This window comes from Methylacidiphilum kamchatkense Kam1 (genome assembly GCF_007475525.1).
GTDB classification, from domain to species: domain Bacteria; phylum Verrucomicrobiota; class Verrucomicrobiia; order Methylacidiphilales; family Methylacidiphilaceae; genus Methylacidiphilum; species Methylacidiphilum kamchatkense.
Genome location: NZ_CP037899.1, coordinates 146,868 through 164,055, shown reverse-complemented (window position 1 = coordinate 164,055; position 17,188 = coordinate 146,868). Strand labels below are relative to the sequence as shown.

Genomic DNA, 17,188 nt, shown 5'->3' with positions numbered 1-17,188 from the left:
GAAAAAAAAGCTAAATAAAAAAAAAGGGCCTGTTCCCTACATCTGCCATTGTTTGCCCAGTCTTAAAAAGACCCTTTCCTTTTATCTTACATTTATTTTTTTGCCTCGATCCATTTGACGATGTCTAAGTAAATATTTTCTTCCCGAACAATTTTAAATCCAGCGTTTCTTACATTAGCCACCGTGTCTCTATTCAGCTCTGGACCAAAGCGACGGGAAAGAGGCGTCAGCAGATCAAAAAGAATGCCTATTGGCCCAATGCGGCTGCGTACGTGTTCAAAAAGATAGAAATAGCCCTCTAAACGCAACACTCGGTAAATTTCTCGTAAACCCCGAAGGGGGTCAGGTACGGAGCAAAAAGTACAAACGCTCAGCACAGTATCAAAGTAATTCTCAGGAAAGTCTAAAGCGCAGACATCGGCTTCCTTAAGTTCCAGAGAACCAGGAAAAGCATTGGCTTTTAAGGCCGCTTTGGCAAGCATCCGAGGACTAATATCAATAGCAATTATCTGAGCATCTACGGGCAAAAACCGAAAGTCATTGCCTGTCCCCGCACCAACAAGTAATGTTCTGCCTCTTATTTTTTTAAAAAGCCTCTTTTTAAATGGAGAAAAGCGTTTGTCATCAGCCCAGGTAATCCAATCAAAGAATTGGCTGGCTAAATCCCATTTTTTGCGCGTCTTGTTTGCTTCACTATCCATTGTCATTGCTTATTTTTTCTTTTTCCCCATGCAAAATTCTGTCATAAATATGAAAGGAAGCGACAACGACTATTCCAAACAATGCTCCTACCCAAAGAGCTTCGGAGAGAGATTTTGATCCTGCTCCCATTGAATCTCGCATCGCAAAAAGCATACCACCGTACATGCCTATAATCGATCCTGGCACCATTGTCTGAAACATGCCTAACAAAGGAGCAAGAAAAAATCCAAGGGCTAAATGGATAAACATTCCGACCGCCATCCCAATAATCATAGCCAAGACCATATCTACCCCAGGCAATATAAGGAGGCGAATCATCCAGGCTACTAACACCCCAGTAACCATTCCACTGAGATAATCACCAACTAAAAACCAAGGTGAAATTTCCATCGAGTTATTATTAGAAGATTTGACGAAGATTTTCATTTTTAAATGTAACCGACACCCGAAAAAAGCTGCCAGAGTAATTTTTAAATTATTTTACAATACTCATCATCCTGAACGAAATAGGAAGAAAGCACGAAAATAAAGAGAGAAGAAACTTACTTACTCCTTCCTCTCTTCGGCTAGAAGCCCATAGATCAGGAGATCTTCAAAAATTCCTCTAATTTTCAAATGCTTCCTTAAGCATCCTTCAAACTTCATCCCCAACTTCTCAATCAGCCTTAAGGAAGCTATATTTTTAGCTAAACAGTAGGCAGAAATTTTATTGAGTTTTAAGACATTAAAAGCGTAATGTAATACCGCCCGACAGGCTTCTGTGCCATAGCCCTTAGACCAATACGCTTTTGCAATCCAACAACCAATTTCTGCACGCTCATGACGTAGTTCATAAAAAAGGATCACAGCACCTATCATTGAAAGGTTTTCCTTTAAAATGATTGCTAGACTCAAACTTTCTCCCTTTTTCATCATCTCCATATGCTCTCTTAGCCAGGAGGCCGCTCGATCGACACTGTCGGGATAAGTTATCGACCTGGTCCCCCAAGAAGCATCAGGATCACCAGCTAGCTGGACAACCCTCTCTTCGTCACTTGCTTCTAATGGCCTTAAGATGAGTCGATCAAGCAGAATCGGAAAAGGATTATTCTCGGTCACTGTGACTTTTTTATTGGAAATAGATTGGTTAAAAAAATTACAAAATATTCAAAAAATATTTACATCCATTTTTTTTAACACTTCTCTATTTTTAATGATAATTTCTATCTGTAAAGAAAATAGCAACCAAGCCTTGAAAAAGCAATTACTCTATCCAAAAGCCAAGCATGATAACTATTGAGCAGATCCGCGAAACCCTTCTTTTGATGGCTAGCATTGCTGCCCGCAATCTTCAACTAGCACTCAAAGCCTTAATCGAGCGTAATGATGAATTAGCAAAAAATGTCATTAAAGGGGATGAAGATCTCGATTCGTTGGAAGTCAAAATTGACGATCAAATTATAACCTTTATCGCTACCCATAGCCCTGTAGCCATCGATTGTCGACTAGCCCTTGTAGCCTCTAAAATTTCTAGCGATCTTGAGCGAATTGGAGATCAAGCCGTTACCATTTCTCGAATCGCTCTTCAATTGAACGAGAAGCCCCCCTTAAAATCTTATTTTAACATTGAGAAAATGGCTGAAATCACAAGAAAAATGTATCAGGAAGCTATCGATAGCTTCATTTCAGGCAACCCAAGGGAGACATTAAGTGTGGTCAGGGAAGACAAAATTGTTGATAGGATGAACAAGGAACTTTTTGGTTGCCTAGTAAAAATTATGAGGGAAGATCCAGATGCTATTCCTCAAGGACTCAATCTTATGCTAGTTTCCAGGGCAATAGAACGAGCGGCTGATCACGCTAAAAATATCGCCGAAGAAGTCTATTACCTTTACCGAGCAAAAGACATTCGACACAAGACCAGTCTAATTAATATTAAAAAAGTTATTGATGAAACCCCTTGATGACGAAGCTCTTAGGACACAAAGGATATCTTTTGCTCTTCAGGGGGCTTATTGGAGGATTGCTTCCCTTCGTTTCTGTCTGTTGATAAACAATTAAAAAGAGGGTTTTTAATGCTATGCTTTTGGCACTTAACTTAATGGAATAGTCTTTTCTAAAGATAGATCCAACGGCGCCAAAGGAAAAAAAGGATCAAACACAAAAAAACGAACAGGAAAAAAAAATTACGTCTATCTTTCTTTTTTTTAGCTCTATGGTAAAAAGCTGCGGAGCGGACTTCAGATCTTAATAGATATTCTCTGAACTCTTCTTCGTCTTTTCCCAGATGCATTTTTTAAAACTCCCTTCGCTATTTCTTAAGGATCCAGATCACCATGCCAGCCGATAAGACTAAAATAAGGGGTAAAGAATAGGCAAAACCGCTCATCACCTTATTCCAGAAGCGAAAAGGAACTTCTTCTTCCTCTTCCACTTCTTCTTCGATCGCCAGTCTTTCGTTTACACTACCGACTTTGTCTCGATACTGCGCATAAATGGTTTTTGCTTGTTCAACGGTTACAAGAGCCTTATTCAATTCATCTTCCAAGTTCATGGGATCCCAACTCGCAGGCTGAATGGATTCTATGGCTTTTAGCTGGTCGCTAAATTGGGAATGGATAGACTCAATTTCTTCAAGCTGTCTTTTCAGTTCTCCAGCTTGTCTTTCAAGCAGCACAAGCCCTCTGGTCAGCAAATCAACAGCTGTCCTATGATCTTCTTCAAAAGTTCTTTGCTTTTGCCGTAATTCTTCTAGCTGTTTTTTTTGTCGCTCAATTTCCTCTTTTCTTCTCTCAAGATCGAGAAGAATTTCTTGAGCCTGTTGAACTTTAATATTCAGATCATCTATGGAAAAACGATTTTCACTATCATCGTTCACGGTTCCCTCCATAGGATGTGAGCAAAAGAAGACTACTCCTTTTTTTTGATTGACCAAAAGAACCTACAAAGCACCCGATAGCTTTTCTTTTCAAATATTCCTAGTATTATCCACTAAAAAAAGATCTGTCAAAAAGAATCAGAAAGAATTCTTTTTTGGATTTTAAAAATCCCGTAATTAAAAAGTCTAGAGACATAGAGTAACGGTAGTCAGTCTCACTTTCCTTTTTGATTGAAATCCAGGAATTTTAAAGTTAGAATGACAGTGTGATTGCTCCAAGTGGCTCAGTTCCCTTCACCACCTTTCTATACAATCGCCACATTGAGCTTGGGGCCTACATGGGAACGTATAGTGGATGGTGGATGCCGATCTATTATACTTCAGCCATAAAAGAACACCAAGCCGTCAGAGAAAATTCAGGCATATTCGATCTCTGTCATATGGGTCAATTCTTTGTTGAAGGGCCTAAGGCGACGGAATGGCTTAATGGAATTTTAACCAACGACTTATCCCTTTTAAAAGACTCAGAAAGCCAGTATCATCTAATCCTTTCGGACAGCGGTGGCATTATTGACGATCTGATCCTTTACCGGATTGGCTCCTCTTCTTATCTTCTCGTAGTCAATGCGTGTGCATCAGAAAAAGATTACTTGCTATTGCATGGTTATCTTCCTTTTGGGGATGTTAGCTTGATTGACAACCGTAGAAAATGGGGTTGCATTGCTATCCAGGGACCCACATCCTGGAATATACTTAAAGAGGTGTTTTCTCTGGATCCCATTCCCAAGCACACGATAAAAAAAATCATTTTTGAGAAAGAATTTTTATATCTTGCGGCCACAGGTTATACAGGGGAAGACGGAGCCGAACTATTTTTCCCTGGTAAGATCGCCCAGCTACTATGGGATCGTCTACTGGAAGCAGGTAAACCTTATGGATTACTACCCTGCGGCCTAGCCAGCAGGGATATTCTTAGGCTTGAAGCTTCCTTACCATTGAATGGAGTTGATCTTAGAGAAGATAAAACTCCCTGGGAAGCTGACTTAAGTAAAGCTGTTAGTCTTTCAAAACCTTATTCTTTCCCAGGGAAAGCTGCTCTTGTCCTATTGAAGGACTCTTTTCAAACCCTCCTTGTTGCTTTTGTAGCCTGCGAAGAGACGTCGCCCCAGCCCAAAACAGGTTCTCCAATTTTTTTTAACGGGCAAAAGTGTGGCGAGGTAACAAGTGGCATATGGTCTCCTTCCCTAGGAAGGACAATTGGTATGGGATATGTTCAAAAATTATATGCTAACATAGGCAACAAAATTGAAATAGAAATTAGGAACAAACTCTATCCATTTGAAATCCGGAAAAAACCCCTTTACAAAAGACCTACTATGCATCGATAGTAGAGTTTATTTTTTTTATTTCCATGAACATTCCAAGTGATCGATTCTACACAGACACCCATGAATGGGTTATGGTCAGTGGGGATATCGCTACTGTAGGCATTACCGAACACGCCCAAAGAGAACTATCCGATATCGTTTATGTAGAACTACCCAAAGTGGGAGAACGAGTCAGTCAAAAATCAGTAGTCGGTGTCATTGAATCAGTCAAAGCAGCCAGTGATCTTTATGCACCAGTCAGTGGAGAAGTTCTGGAAGTTAATTCGCAGTTGGCTGAGCATCCCTCATTGATCAACAGCAATCCTTATGGAGAAGGATGGTTATACAAGATCCGAATCCTAAATCCTCAAGAACTCAATGACCTCAAGGATGCCGATGCGTATAGAGAGCTGTTAAAAAATAAGAAACTATAAAGTTTCTTAAGGTAGCAGTTCCAAATAATGGTCAGAGAGAAACGTTTTAACAATATGCAAAGGATGGATTCTTTTATAGACAGACATATTGGCCCCTCGAAAGAAGAAATTAGAGAAATGTTAGACTTTCTAAATTTGAAAAGTCTTGAGGAGCTGATTACTAAAGTCATTCCTGAGTCCCTTAGAACGGCTAGCTCTCTGAACCTGCCCGAGGGAACTTCTGAAGAAGAGGCTTTAAAAGAGCTTAAAGCTATAGGTAATCAAAACCGACCCTTCCGCTATTTTATAGGCATGGGGTATACCGAATCGATATGCCCAAAGGTTATTCGTCGGATGATATTGGAAAACCCGGATTGGTATACGCCGTATACTCCCTATCAATCAGAAATTTCTCAAGGTCGACTAGAAGCGTTGTTTAATTTTCAAACCCTCGTTTGTGAACTGACTGCTCTACCCATTGCTAATGCTTCCCTTTTAGATGAAGCCTCAGCCTGCGTCGAAGCCATGTTGATGTGCAAAAGGCTTACGACAGACAAAAACAGGTCTCGGTTTTTTTTGTCCAAAGATTGTCATCCTCAGATTCTTTCGGTTATGCTGACAAGATCCCGCCCATTAGGGATTGATCTTGTCATTGACGATTGGCAGACAGTAGGGATCGATTCGAGCTTTTTTGGGGCTTTAATCTCCTATCCCGATACAAGTGGCCACCTCTATGATTTTAGCTCTTTTGTAGAGTCTCTGCATCAAAAAGGGATTTTTGTCGTTGTTCATACGGATCTTTTGGCTTTGTGCCTTTTTAAGCCTCCTGGAGAGTTTGGAGCGGACATTGTCGTTGGCTCAGCCCAGCGGTTTGGATTGCCTCTATTCTTTGGAGGGCCTCATCCAGCCTTTATCTCCGCAAGAAAAGGAATGGAAAGAAAAATGCCCGGTAGAATCGTCGGTCTTTCGAAGGATGTTTATGGCACACCTGCTTTTAGGTTGGCTCTCCAAACACGCGAACAACACATAAGGAGAGAAAAAGCTACAAGCAACATCTGCACAGCCCAAGTACTTCCAGCGATCGTCGCTTCCATGTATGCCGTTTATCATGGAGCCGAAGGACTTCTGGCAATTAGTCAAAAAATCCTTTCTTATGCTTACTTTCTTTACAACCAACTTTCCGCTTTGGGATTTAAGCCTTATCCTTTTCCTTTTTTTGATACGCTCAAAATCCCAATGGAGAAAGAAAAGCTTGAGGAAATAAAAAACCGAGGGATCGAACAAGGCTATCTTTTTAGGGAGTTTGAAGAAGCATCCGCTCTTGGTATTACTCTTGGAGAAAAAACAACTCCTGAAGATCTTCTTTCTCTCTTAAGGATTTTTGCTCCCAACTTGAAAAATGAACCTTTGAATCTGGATCAGCTTGAAATTCCTTCTATTCCTATTTCCCTTCAAAGACAAACTAAGTTTTTGACGCAAAAAGTATTTAACGAATACCGCTCCGAAACAAAACTTAACCGATACATCAAGAGACTTGCTTCAAAAGACATTAGTCTGACGATCTCAATGATTCCCTTGGGATCCTGTACTATGAAACTCAATGCGGCAGCGGAAATGATTCCAATACTCTGGGATTGTTTTACCGAGCCCCATCCGTTTGCTGGCAGAGAGCAGACGAAAGGATACAGTCAGCTTGCAGCTGATCTTGAGGAATGGATTGCCGAAATAACTGGAATGGATTTTGTTTCGCTACAGCCCAATGCTGGTTCTCAAGGAGAAATAGCTGGCTTGCTTGCCATTAAAAATTATCTGTGCTCTATAGGGCAAAGCCAAAGAAACGTCTGTTTAATCCCCGTCTCTGCCCATGGAACGAATTGCGCGAGTGCTGCCCTTTGCGGATTTGATATTGAAGAGCTAGCCTGTGATGCTCATGGAAAATTGGATCTTCTAGATCTAGAAAATAAAGCAAGAAAATATGCGCAGAGGCTTGCTGCCGTGATGGTTACTTTTCCCTCCACCTATGGGATATTCGAAGAAACGCTGCCTGAAGTTGCCCGTATTGTCCATCACTTTGGTGGACAGCTCTATATGGATGGCGCCAATGCGAATGCCTTCCTTGGCTTATGTAAACCGGGAGAGCTGGGGGTGGATGTATGTCATCTTAACCTCCACAAGACATTTTGTATTCCTCATGGAGGTGGTGGCCCTGGAGTAGGACCCATCGCAGTAAAAAAGCATTTGGGCCCATTTCTTCCTTCTCATGAGCTACAGTTGGTTGAAAAATGGAAAACAGGTCTTCTTTGTGCCGCTCCTTTAGGGAACGCTGGGGTATTGCCCGTCAGCTGGATGTTCATCAGAATGGCTGGGAAAGACGGTCTTAAAAGATGCTCTCAAATAGCTATTTTAAATGCCAATTACATGGCAAAAAAGCTTGAATCTGCCTTTAATGTCCTTTTCAAAGGACCTCATGGATATGTTGCCCATGAATTCATTATCGATTTAAGGCCATGGAAGGAATACGGGATAGAAGTTGAAGACATCGCCAAAAGACTCATGGACTATGGCTTTCATGCGCCGACCATCTCTTGGCCTGTGCATGGGACGATGATGATTGAACCAACCGAATCGGAATCAAAAGAAGAACTCGATCGATTCTGTGAAGCCTTATTTCTCATCAAAGCGGAGTTAGAGGCCATTGAAAAAGGGATCTATCCCCAAAACAATAATCCTCTGAAAAATGCTCCTCATCCTCCCACTGCCCTCTGTTTGGATAGCTGGGAGTTTCCTTACAGTCGAAAGCTGGCCGCTTATCCTGCTCCATGGCAAAAAGATTTTAAGTACTGGCCACCCATCGGCCGAGTAGATAATGTATACGGGGATAGAAATTTTATTTGTTGTATAGAAAATTAATCTCGCTCTTTGATCTGCAAATTCTTTATTCTTTTTGTTGCTTTTGTTCTATCTCTATAAAATCCGGAGCAAAATAATCCATTCCTACCGTTATGAATTCAAAACAATCGGCAGCCGAAAGAAAAAAATATTGGCTTTCGATTGCATTACGTTCCCTCGTTTCGACAGGCATCCTATCTTTTTTGTTTTTCAAAGTAGATTGGGCAAAAATTGCCACAGTGGCTCAAAGAGCCAATCCAGTGGACATCGTCCTCGGGATTTTTTTTGGTGGTGGACAAGTTTTTTTTTCCGCGATCCGATGGAAAATTTTACTTCAAACCCAAGGGATATTTGTTTCCGGAGCCAAAGCCTTTGAACTAACCCTTATCGGCCAGTTTTTTAATGCTTTTCTTCTTGGGTCTACAGGAGGTGACATTGTACGTATTTATTACATTATCCAACTCTATCCAGAGAAAAAAACGGCCGGCTCTCTTTCTGTCATCTATGATCGAGTAGTAGGTCTTTTAGGCTTAGTTCTCATAGGCATGCTGCTGGCGGTGCACTTTTTTCACTTATTCCAAGCCAATCCTATTACGAGCCATGCCGTTTGGATCTTTCTAGTTGTCACCATCATCATCCTATTGCTTTTTGGGCTCATCCTTTTTTTCCCAAGCCTGTTTTCAGTGGTCAGACTACAAAAGAATAAAAGTTCCTCCTTTTCAAACCCATCCTTCAACAACTTATTCGATGCTATCAGGCGCTATCGACACGGGAAAAAAGAGAATTTGCTAGCTCTTTTCTATTCTTTTGCAAGCCATGGCTCCACTTTAATTATGGCTTATTTTGCCACCCGTTCGCTTAATCTAGAAATCCCCTTTTTGTATTTGGCTGCAACGCTTGCCATTGTGAGTGTTCTCATATCCATCCCCATCACTATATCTGGATTAGGGATTAGAGAAGGACTCATTGTTGTCTTTTTTCACTTATTAGGTATTAAGACAGAACCAGCCTTAAGTTTTTCCCTTTTGGTTTTTGCAATGAGTCTTTTCTGGAGCCTGGTCGGTGGTATTGTGTATTTGCGCTACAAAAAGTCTCGATTTAATGATACAGTACTCCGATGAGAGAAGAGGCAATAGGGATAGTTCACAGACTTCAAAAAGCAGGGTATACAGCCTTTTTTGCAGGAGGTTGTGTCAGAGATATTCTATTGAAGAAAGAACCTCATGATATAGACATCGCCACTTCGGCTACTCCCGAGGAAGTACAGCAGCTATTTAAGGATAAGGCAACAGGATTAATTGGAAAAGCCTTTGGAGTGGTGCGAGTAAGATCAGGTCAGCATTTTTTTGAAGTTGCCACTTTTCGAACCGACATAGGATCGGAAGGAGGCAGATGGCCAGCAGCGGTGAGATTCTCTACCCCAAAAGAAGATGCGTTTAGAAGAGATTTTACGATCAACGGTATTTTTTATGACCCTATTGCTGATCAGATTATTGATTATGTTCAAGGAACTGAAGATATAGAAAAAAAAATTATTCGAGCGATTGGAGACCCTAAAAAACGGTTCGAAGAAGATCATCTCCGGATGCTCCGGGCCATCCGTTTTGCTGTCCAACTATCCTTCAGAATCGAAGAAAACACTTGGAATGCGATCCGGCAATCTGCTCAAGCAATCTCCAATATAAGTGCCGAGCGGATACGAGAAGAGCTAGATAAAATTTTTTGCAGTCCAGATCCTGCAAGAGGACTGGATCTTCTCGATCAAAGCAACCTGCTGGCTGTGATTTTGCCTGAAATTTATCGTTGCCATGGGGTAGAACAGCCAAAAGATTTTCATCCTGAAGGGGATGTATTCAATCATATTCGACTTGTTTTAAGCCACCTGTCTAATCCCAGCCTTGAGTTAGTGCTCTCAGCTCTTTTCCATGACGTCGGCAAGCCTCAAACTTTTAGTCGGGACAAAGAAGGAAATATTCATTTTTACGGCCATGAAATAGTAGGAGCCAAAATTGCAGAAAATATAATGACCAGGTTAAGATACAGCCGAGACACGATTAAAAAAGTGGTCGAATGCGTTAAAAATCATATGACATTTAAAGATGTTCCAAAGATGAAAAAAGCTACAGTTAAAAAACTGATATTAAAACCGACTTTCCCCATCGAACTTGAACTTCATCGAATAGACTGTTTGTCATCCCATGGGAACCTCTCAATCTATAATTTTCTCAATCAAGTTAAAGAAGCATATTCGACCGAAGCTTCACTATCACCCCCAAAATTGATCACTGGATATGATTTGATTGCCATGGGATTGCAGCCAGGTAAAAAAATTGGCGAGATTCTAGAACTTGTTCGAGAAGCTCAACTAGAAGAGAAAATTTCAACACGGAAAGAAGCTCTATTAATGGTCGAAGAAATTATTCAAAATGAATCGATTAAAAAAAATATTTAAATTTAAATATTTTTTTTATTTTGTTTTAATATATGTATTGACTAATTATTTAATTGCTGTAAACCCTTATTAAAAAAGGAGAGAAAATTATGGCGAATGAAGAAAAAAAACAAGCGAGATTTAACAAAGCGAGTTTGGTTGAAGCCGTCCAAAAAAATATGGGAAAGGATACAACCAAAGCTTTGGCGGAACGATCGGTTGATGCTGTTATCAACGGGTTGAAATCGGGGATATTAAAAAATGGCATTGTACAATTAATCGGTTTTGGCACTTTCCGCGTAATAACAAGAAAGGCTAGGATGGGAGTAAACCCTAAAACCGGGGAAAAAATTAAAATTAAAGCATCGAAAACCGTTCGTTTCTCACCTGGAAAAGAACTTAAAGAAAAATTATAATTAGCTATTAGTTCAGAGGAGTTCCAAAATTTGCCGAAAGAGGGGAGGATACACTTTTACACTTTTAAGTAAGTAAATACTGAATTGGTTTGCTTTACAATATTCTATACATCATTTTATATAAAGTATTAGGATTATTGATAATCTCTTATCAAAAAAGTATAGCATTTATTTTTGTTTCATTGCTTTCTTTGAAGCAATGTTCATCCTCCCCTTATATTCTTTTTTAGTAGTCTTTTCAGTTTTCAACGCTTTCTTATTTTGACATGCTCCAATTCCCAAATGGGAATATCTTTCTATATCTATCTACATCTTACAAGTTTTGACTATTCCATAGAGGGGAAGAAGAGCCGTTTGATGCCATTTTCTTTCTAGCACAGCTAAATGAGGAAAGCTCATTCCCTTCCTCTCACTGGCTTTGATGTTGATTGGAGAGTTCTACAGCTTGGAGGTCCTGTAGCCTCATCGAAGTTGCCGATGAAAGAGACTGTTGATTGCAGCTTTATTTAGAAAATCCAATTGTTTAGAATCTAACCTAGTGGTACCAGTCATACAGGCGATGAGAAAGCAGAAGTCTAGGTTGCGCCTTTTGTTTTTTATCAAAAACCACCAGCGTTCCGTGTTGGTATTCGGAACGACAACAAGAACTCAAGGATCACTGTAAGCTCTCTTGTTTGTAAGCACAGAGGTTTTTAGCAGCTTCCCTCATCTTCCATATGCCACCATGCTTTTTGACGTTATGCCCGAGGATTCTGCAGCCCTTGTAACTGTTTTGCTATTCCTAACCTGTCCCTTTGGAGACGAGATCCGTTTTTCGTCCAGACACATAGACTGTGCTACCGCCTTAGTGGTCAACCCTTATACTTACACCTTGCTATTTTCACAGTTTGACAATATACCGAAGCTGGCTCAATACATATTTTGACACAGCGGACAAGTCCGCAGAGACTCCCTCCCCCTCTCCTTTTCCCATTCTAAATGATGGTCTACAAAAATATCTAGGAATGCCATTAGAGACCAGTACTGAAAGGACAGGCATTGAGAAAATTTGTCTAAAGAATATCTGAGAGGCAAAAAAGAAAGGTGGATGGAAGTCGCTCTGGATGCTGTTCTGCAACGTAAGATCAGAGGTTTATGTGTCAATATTTACACACAAAGCATGCGCCTACCAAATCGGTGCTTTTATCCTATCCCCTAAAGGAAAACCGTACTTCTTTTCTTCTCGGTCTATAAAAAGTAAAAGAAATATAAAAATTGGTGAAAAAACTCTTCTTTTCGCTCAATATCTTCATATGATGATCCGACAGATTTTTTTAATAATTGGTTTTTTTCTTTGGTTTTGCTCATTCTCAACATATGGTCAGCATTCCGACCAAACAACCGTCGAACAGAAAGCCAAGCATGGCTACCATCATAGTTTTCATAATGTTCATTACTATGCTCAGTTATTTGAGTCCAAAGAAAGGGATAAATGGCAAAAGCCTGATCGTGTTATTGAATCGCTCAACATCAAGCCAGGTTCTGTAGTTGCAGATTTGGGAGCTGGCACGGGTTATTTTACCAGAAGATTTTCTAAGGCGGTAGGAAATGAAGGGAAAGTCTATGCTTTAGATTCCGAGCCAGCCATGGTTGACTATTTACAAAAAGAGGTGAAGAACAAAAACCTCTCAAATGTAATTGTTAAACTAGTTAAGTCTAATAATCCTGATCTAGACAAAGCCTCCATTGATCTTATTTTTATATGTGAGGTTCTGCATCACATTGATAATCGGATCGATTATCTAAAAAAACTGTCCCTTTCCTTGAAGAAAGGTGGGAAAATCGCTCTGATTGATTTTTATCCTAACGCACCTTATGGTCCACCTCAAAGCCATCGTATATCCGAAAAAGAGGCGATAGAAGAATTTCAACTTGCTGGGTATAAGCTCTTAAAAAAGCACAATTTTTTACCTTACCAATACTTCCTAGAATTTGTACCTAAAACATAAACTTTTTTTTGAAATATTTATCTGGTTTTCTCGCGCTTAAGGCTGTAAAGCGGACAGCTCTCAAGCCGAAAAGCCGCGTAGCTTTACTGCTAAGTGGTTCTGCTATTGGCTTGTGCCTAATATTTCAAGTCTCTCCTTGGTAATGGGAAGGCAGGTACGCAAGGTTTTTGGGAGCAACAAGCCTCAGAACGAACACTAAGGGAGAGGCAATCTTCCCTTCCCATGAATTATCTTGTTGAAACAGCACACTCCTCAGAGATAAGCAAGAGCAGTTGACAATAAAGAACAATAACAATTAAATTTAATAAGCTACTCTATTTATCGCCCCTTGAGAGCCAATCTAGTTCTCAAAAACCTGAAAACAATTGGAAGGAGCAAATGAAAGGTTCCTTTAGAAGGGAACAAAAAATTTGGCAATTACTCAATATTGTCATTTCTCTTCTTCCTATTTTTGGAAAATCCTTTAAGAGGTATTTTTCTCCTTCGACAACCTTTTTGGTATCAGCGGATTGGAGCAGTAACAGAAAAAATATTATTCCTAGAGCTGCTAAAAAAGCTATACGTGTCTCCATTTTGGGTTTCTCTGGAGTATGGGTATTAGGAAAGTCTGGATAAACAGAACGAAGCTAAAAGTCTCAGTTATTAGCATCATAGTTAAATAAGTCCTATGAAGTTAGATGAAACACTCCATCGGATAGAACTAATTCAGGGTGATATCACTCGGTTAAAGGTTGATGCCATTGTTAATGCTGCCAATGCAAGGCTTATTAAAGGTGGGGGTGTCGATGGAGCTATTCATAGGGCTGCCGGGCCACAATTAGCTGAAGCCTGTGCCAAACTAAATGGTTGTCCAACCGGACATGCTAAAGTTACCCCTGGTTTTAATCTCAAAGCTAAATGGATCATTCATGCTGTTGGTCCAGTTTGGAAAGGTGGAGTAGCCAATGAAAAATCGCTTCTAGCTTCTTGCTATCATCAAGCCTTACTCCGCACCAAAGAACTAGAGGCCAAAACCGTAGCTTTCCCTGCAATTAGCACTGGTGCTTATGGGTTTCCCTCTGATCTAGCAGCTAAAATAGCCTGGAAAACTGTCCTTTCCTTTCTTAGCTCTAACGTGATCCCAAATAAAGTTATATTTTGTCTCTTTGATTCCAAATCCTATGACATTTACGCTTCAATACAGAAAGAACTGCTCAAAGGAAACACGGATTTTTTAAAGGATGAAGAAAATCAAGAAAAATAAAAAGGATATGACAACAATCTAACTAAATTTGATTATATTAATTTAAGCTATGAAAAATCGAATTAAAGATTTTTATCCTAATGGCACATTGGAGAGAGGAGCGCTCAAAGAAAAACAAGAAAACATAAATATAGAGTTTCTAGATGAATTGGAATTACCTTCTAAAAATGAAAAGGAGGAGAATGTAGAAGAAGATCCTTCTCCGTTAATTATCGATTTAGGTTTAGGCAAACCTATCGTGATACCTTCTAACAAAAAGAAAATAAATGGCGCGATTTTATTTCTTTTCTTGCTTTTCCCACTACTTTTTCTTTCGTTACCTTTGCTAGGAGTTTATATATTTTCCTCTTTTTCTGGAGGCCATCTCTGCTGGCATCAAAAGACAGGCTTTTTAAGCGGCTTACTACTTAGTCTGCTTATTTTCGGGGTTTTTCTAGCATCATTAATAAAGAAAAATTAAGAACATTTTTTTTCTATTCATCAATTGGCTAAAAGTCTTTTCTGTAATCTCTCCTAACAACGAATATCCCTTACAAGACCCTATAAGGCTATTGAGAAAACTTTGAAGATTCAAGGTTAGTGCTATACGCCTAAGATGTAAAGTGGCTACTTTTAGTTTTTAATTCTATTGGGAAGCAAGAAAAAGCAGGTTCAGTTTTTTGTTTTCTTATTTTTTCTTTAGTGATTTTGCTAAAAAAAATACGCCAATAGCCAATAAACCAATACAGCACGGATCAAAAAATAAAAAACCCGTCATAAAATCCACTCGTGGGCCTCAAGTCAAACATCTAACCCTATTTGATTGAGCTAATCAGTTGGGGATCACCTGGTTCATAACCGGAGTCTTTTATAGCTGATAGCAGCTCCTCAACCTTAGTTTTATTTCTATCATAAACAACAATAGCCTCATTTGCCGCAGCACTCACTTTAACCCATTGTACTCCAGAGACTTTTTTAAGATGATCCTTAATAACTATTTCACACGTCACACAACTCATACCTTTTATAGGGATTCTCATTTCAACCTCTCCAGGTTTTAAGACGACATTTTGAAGAGATGCTGAAGCAAGGCTCTGACCACCAAAAGACTGGAACAAACTCATTCCTAAAAAGAGCAAAAATATAGCCGTTGCCCCTATCAGAAAAAGCAAAGTTCTTTTTTGTGTGGGACTAGTTAAAGCTGTCTGTGAATCCTTATAAGATTCACATTCACAATACGATTTTTCATTCATAAAACGCCACCATGCATAGACGAGGACAATTCCTCCAGCAGCTAGAAAAAACCAATGAAATCGCCCAAAAAAGACCGATCCGGCTGAGATACCTAAAACGGCTAATAACAATGGCCCAACACAGCAACTTGCGGCAAGGATTGCCGAAAGGATACCAAACTTACTTGCTTTCATATTTAATCCTTCAAAGATTCAAGTAGGAGACACTTTTTTATTAAACGGAGCTGACAGCATGAAAGTAATCCTTCTAGATATAGCCAAAAATCCAGAAAGAAATTGAGAGGGCTTTTCCATAGGATCATTTGGTTCATAAAATTAAACCATCTCCTCCCCTCTATTCGTGTCCAGTTAGCTAGGCTCCCAAGGGTTAGAAGATTTATCTTTCTTCCTTTGTTCACAGTTGTAATATAAACCCTCTACTTAGGTATAGAGTCAATTTTCTCAATCCCAGAAAAAAAAGATTTTCATAGGTTGGCTTCATTTAAACGAGAAAGCCATGGAGGCTGAAGCTTAAGACACATAAACTATATCCCGTTCTTTCTTGTCAAAAGTGCTATACATTCAATTTCTGAGGTTTTTGGGAAAAGATCTACCGGTCTTAATGTCCTAAGCAAGTAGTTCTTTTCCAGTCTTTGAATATCCCTTTTTAAGGTTAAAGGATTACAGGACACATAAATAAGTTTTGGAAGAGGATGGGAATTAACCAAAGAGATAACTTCTTTGGAGATTCCTTCTTTTGGTGGATCAAAGAGGTAAGCTGCTTTTGCTGTTTCGATTTGGGATTGACAATCAGCCAGTTTGTCCTCCACTTTGCCTTCAATAAAAAAAACGTTCTTAAGCCCTAAGGTTTTTGCATGCTCAACACTCAAATGGTTTTCTTCAATCGCATAAATTTTTTCCATTCTGAGCCTTAAGTATTCCGTAAAAAACCCTGCTCCACTATACCCTTCAATAATTTGGGAGATTTCTCTACCGATAGTTTCATCGACTAGCTCGCGCATTTTTTGTAGAAGATAGCGATTTACCTGATAAAACCCATAGGATGGGATTTCAGGCTCTCTTAGGGAAAAATGCATCGTTTTTGGCCCGACATACTGCCTTTTTTGATCAAGCCATTTTTTCAAAAGCACATTAATTTTTTCCGATGCAATAAGACAAGATCTTATGGGTACAATCCGATTGGAGGATTTTGCATAAAATCCAACCTTCCCATTGCTTACATGAAGACTGATCCGATTCCGATACCCATAGGGAAACGGACTATGGATGATGTTTTGTATTGATAAAGGATGATTTTTTTTAAAACAAGAAAAGATCTCCTCGATTTGCGCCTGCTTAATTTCTAATTCCGTTTCATAATCTAAATGTTGATAGGCACACCCTCCACACGAGCCATAAGCAGGACAAGCGGGGAGGACTCTTCCCTTACCCTTTTCAAAAATCTCTTTTATGGTTCCTTTGACGTAGTTTTTTTTGATTTCACGAATGATAACACGAAGCTTTTCTTTAGGAGCAGAGAATGGAACAAAGATGACTAACCCTTCTTCCAGTTTCCCTATGCCTTCTCCCCCATAAACAATCTTCTCTATCGTGACAACACTTTGCTGACCAATTTTCATGATATAGGCAATCTTTTTGAAACGGCAGAAA

17 protein-coding genes are annotated in these 17,188 nt (G+C 39.6%); 11 read left to right on the top strand and 6 right to left on the bottom strand.

The window, feature by feature from the left end; all coding sequences use genetic code 11:
* Positions 1–92: 92 nt before the first annotated feature.
* From kam1_RS00775 to kam1_RS00765, 3 genes are all read right to left on the bottom strand, one after another.
* A complete protein-coding gene (locus kam1_RS00775; protein ID WP_200885789.1) occupies positions 93–707 on the bottom strand; it encodes a class I SAM-dependent methyltransferase in 615 nt (204 codons plus the stop codon).
* Positions 694–1,092 carry a hypothetical protein gene (locus kam1_RS00770; protein ID WP_039722190.1) on the bottom strand — a complete coding sequence of 133 codons (399 nt, stop codon included), beginning with the start codon at positions 1,090–1,092 and terminating at the stop codon, positions 694–696. The genes kam1_RS00775 and kam1_RS00770 overlap by 14 nt, the downstream gene beginning before the upstream one ends.
* 156 nt (positions 1,093–1,248) lie before the next feature.
* Positions 1,249–1,800 carry a GNAT family N-acetyltransferase gene (locus tag kam1_RS00765; RefSeq protein ID WP_039722189.1) on the bottom strand — a complete coding sequence of 184 codons (552 nt, stop codon included), beginning with the start codon at positions 1,798–1,800 and terminating at the stop codon, positions 1,249–1,251.
* Positions 1,801–1,967: 167 nt separating this feature from the next.
* On the opposite strand from kam1_RS00765, the gene phoU reads away from it, so the two are divergent.
* On the top strand, positions 1,968–2,645 hold the full coding sequence (gene phoU, locus kam1_RS00760; protein WP_039722188.1) for a phosphate signaling complex protein PhoU: 678 nt from the start codon (positions 1,968–1,970) through the stop codon (positions 2,643–2,645).
* A 347-nt stretch (positions 2,646–2,992) separates the two neighbouring features.
* Here the strand turns inward: phoU and kam1_RS00755 are convergent, their stop codons facing one another.
* Positions 2,993–3,559 (bottom strand): hypothetical protein, encoded by a 567-nt coding sequence (locus tag kam1_RS00755; protein ID WP_235277741.1) that lies wholly within the window; start codon positions 3,557–3,559, stop codon positions 2,993–2,995.
* A gap of 266 nt (positions 3,560–3,825) precedes the next feature.
* Between kam1_RS00755 and gcvT the strand changes: the two genes are divergently transcribed.
* From gcvT to kam1_RS00700, 10 genes are all read left to right on the top strand, one after another.
* The gene (gene gcvT, locus kam1_RS00750; RefSeq protein ID WP_039722187.1) at positions 3,826–4,947 is read left to right on the top strand and encodes a glycine cleavage system aminomethyltransferase GcvT; all 1,122 of its coding nucleotides are present in this window, start codon (positions 3,826–3,828) and stop codon (positions 4,945–4,947) included.
* Positions 4,948–4,970: 23 nt separating this feature from the next.
* The gene (gene gcvH / locus kam1_RS00745; RefSeq protein WP_039722186.1) at positions 4,971–5,360 is read left to right on the top strand and encodes a glycine cleavage system protein GcvH; all 390 of its coding nucleotides are present in this window, start codon (positions 4,971–4,973) and stop codon (positions 5,358–5,360) included.
* A gap of 63 nt (positions 5,361–5,423) precedes the next feature.
* Entirely contained in the window at positions 5,424–8,249 is a 2,826-nt protein-coding gene (gcvP, locus tag kam1_RS00740; protein ID WP_235277737.1) for an aminomethyl-transferring glycine dehydrogenase, read from the top strand.
* Positions 8,250–8,341: 92 nt separating this feature from the next.
* Positions 8,342–9,349 carry a lysylphosphatidylglycerol synthase transmembrane domain-containing protein gene (locus kam1_RS00735; RefSeq protein ID WP_039722184.1) on the top strand — a complete coding sequence of 336 codons (1,008 nt, stop codon included), beginning with the start codon at positions 8,342–8,344 and terminating at the stop codon, positions 9,347–9,349.
* A complete protein-coding gene (locus kam1_RS00730; RefSeq protein WP_143958156.1) occupies positions 9,346–10,680 on the top strand; it encodes a CCA tRNA nucleotidyltransferase in 1,335 nt (444 codons plus the stop codon). The genes kam1_RS00735 and kam1_RS00730 overlap by 4 nt, the downstream gene beginning before the upstream one ends.
* An 89-nt stretch (positions 10,681–10,769) precedes the next feature.
* Entirely contained in the window at positions 10,770–11,075 is a 306-nt protein-coding gene (locus kam1_RS00725) for an HU family DNA-binding protein (protein ID WP_039722165.1), read from the top strand.
* Positions 11,076–12,211: 1,136 nt separating this feature from the next.
* Positions 12,212–13,063 (top strand): class I SAM-dependent methyltransferase, encoded by an 852-nt coding sequence (locus kam1_RS00715; RefSeq protein WP_235277728.1) that lies wholly within the window; start codon positions 12,212–12,214, stop codon positions 13,061–13,063.
* A 378-nt stretch (positions 13,064–13,441) separates the two neighbouring features.
* Positions 13,442–13,678, top strand: a complete 237-nt coding sequence (locus kam1_RS00710; RefSeq protein WP_039722164.1) for a hypothetical protein — start codon at positions 13,442–13,444, stop codon at positions 13,676–13,678.
* A 52-nt stretch (positions 13,679–13,730) separates the two neighbouring features.
* A complete protein-coding gene (locus kam1_RS00705; protein ID WP_039722163.1) occupies positions 13,731–14,306 on the top strand; it encodes an O-acetyl-ADP-ribose deacetylase in 576 nt (191 codons plus the stop codon).
* 49 nt (positions 14,307–14,355) lie between these two features.
* Positions 14,356–14,766, top strand: coding sequence for a hypothetical protein (locus kam1_RS00700; protein ID WP_039722162.1), 411 nt, complete (start codon positions 14,356–14,358; stop codon positions 14,764–14,766).
* 334 nt (positions 14,767–15,100) lie between these two features.
* Here the strand turns inward: kam1_RS00700 and kam1_RS00695 are convergent, their stop codons facing one another.
* Entirely contained in the window at positions 15,101–15,712 is a 612-nt protein-coding gene (locus kam1_RS00695) for a mercuric transporter MerT family protein (RefSeq protein ID WP_039722161.1), read from the bottom strand.
* 350 nt (positions 15,713–16,062) lie between these two features.
* On the bottom strand, positions 16,063–17,157 hold the full coding sequence (locus tag kam1_RS00690) for a class I SAM-dependent RNA methyltransferase (protein ID WP_039722160.1): 1,095 nt from the start codon (positions 17,155–17,157) through the stop codon (positions 16,063–16,065).
* Between the last annotated feature and the right edge of the window lie 31 nt (positions 17,158–17,188).

Bases quoted from the DNA above. Each gene is read 5' to 3' on its own strand.
- kam1_RS00775 (WP_200885789.1), bottom strand. From the start codon at position 707: ATGACAATGGATAGTGAAGCAAACAAGACGCGCAAAAAATGGGATTTA.
- kam1_RS00770 (WP_039722190.1), bottom strand. From the start codon at position 1,092: ATGGAAATTTCACCTTGGTTTTTAGTTGGTGATTATCTCAGTGGAATG.
- phoU (WP_039722188.1), top strand. From the start codon at position 1,968: ATGATAACTATTGAGCAGATCCGCGAAACCCTTCTTTTGATGGCTAGC.
- gcvH (WP_039722186.1), top strand. From the start codon at position 4,971: ATGAACATTCCAAGTGATCGATTCTACACAGACACCCATGAATGGGTT.
- gcvP (WP_235277737.1), top strand. From the start codon at position 5,424: ATGGATTCTTTTATAGACAGACATATTGGCCCCTCGAAAGAAGAAATT.
- kam1_RS00735 (WP_039722184.1), top strand. From the start codon at position 8,342: ATGAATTCAAAACAATCGGCAGCCGAAAGAAAAAAATATTGGCTTTCG.
- kam1_RS00730 (WP_143958156.1), top strand. From the start codon at position 9,346: ATGAGAGAAGAGGCAATAGGGATAGTTCACAGACTTCAAAAAGCAGGG.
- kam1_RS00725 (WP_039722165.1), top strand. From the start codon at position 10,770: ATGGCGAATGAAGAAAAAAAACAAGCGAGATTTAACAAAGCGAGTTTG.
- kam1_RS00710 (WP_039722164.1), top strand. From the start codon at position 13,442: ATGAAAGGTTCCTTTAGAAGGGAACAAAAAATTTGGCAATTACTCAAT.
- kam1_RS00705 (WP_039722163.1), top strand. From the start codon at position 13,731: ATGAAGTTAGATGAAACACTCCATCGGATAGAACTAATTCAGGGTGAT.
- kam1_RS00700 (WP_039722162.1), top strand. From the start codon at position 14,356: ATGAAAAATCGAATTAAAGATTTTTATCCTAATGGCACATTGGAGAGA.
- kam1_RS00695 (WP_039722161.1), bottom strand. From the start codon at position 15,712: ATGAAAGCAAGTAAGTTTGGTATCCTTTCGGCAATCCTTGCCGCAAGT.
- kam1_RS00690 (WP_039722160.1), bottom strand. From the start codon at position 17,157: ATGAAAATTGGTCAGCAAAGTGTTGTCACGATAGAGAAGATTGTTTAT.